1 protein-coding gene is annotated in these 816 nt (G+C 46.4%); it reads right to left on the bottom strand.

The annotated features are described in order from the left end of the window. The coding region (locus tag Pmgp_RS19285; RefSeq protein ID WP_134216307.1) for a glycosyltransferase at nt 1-816 on the bottom strand (816 nt) is incomplete at both ends.

The raw sequence follows: 816 nt of genomic DNA, 5'->3' as shown, positions 1-816 counted from the left end.
GCCCACTACTTTTGGAGAATATTCTGTATGGATGGTTTTCTGCCCGCTCAAACCGATTATTTGATAGAAATGACTGTCGGTGACAAGTTTTTTCATAAAATAAGAGGCATGTTCAACATCAGGCTCCGCCCAAAACTGGTGTGCTTTATAGGGGCCGCAGTCCTGGCCCACCCTAACGATTTGGTAATTTACCGGACACGAGTTCTGATTGTTCATAAAATCAGTATTACTGGACCAGTTCGTGCCGATAACCGGCTTGCCAAGGCACATCGCCTCCGCCAGCCCCAAACCGAACCCTTCCGAACGGTGTAAGGACACAAAACAGTTGGTAACGTTCATCAGGGCGTTTATTTCATCCCGGCTCAAAACGTTATCGATAATATAAACATTTTTGCAATCTGCAATAAGTTCTTTTAGCTGGCGAATCTCTTCGGGATTTGTCTTCGTGTTATTTATCTTTAAAACTAATCCCACTGAAAGATCTTCGCCGGCAAAGGTTTTTTTAAACGCCTTTATGACTGCCTTGGGGTTTTTTCTTTCTTGTTGGCTGTGCACGTCGTACATGGCTAAAAACAAAAACGAGTCCGGCAGGGTAAAGTACCTGCGGTCAATATTCGGAGGGCAGTTGATTTCTATGGCGTGGGGAATCCGGACAACCGGTACGGTAGATTTTCTTGCAATACTATCCTGGACGAACCTGGATGGAACCCATACTTCATCGACAAGCTTAAAGCTGCCGGCCCACTCTTCGGGGAATTCCGGGAGTTCCCAGTGCCAGAAGCCAATGTTGCAGCGTCCGTCAAAAAAATCCCGGCC

Origin of the sequence: Pelotomaculum propionicicum (assembly GCF_004369225.1) — a bacterium.
Taxonomy (GTDB): Bacteria; Bacillota; Desulfotomaculia; order Desulfotomaculales; family Pelotomaculaceae; genus Pelotomaculum_B; species Pelotomaculum_B propionicicum.
This window is presented reverse-complemented; position numbering and strand designations above follow the sequence as displayed.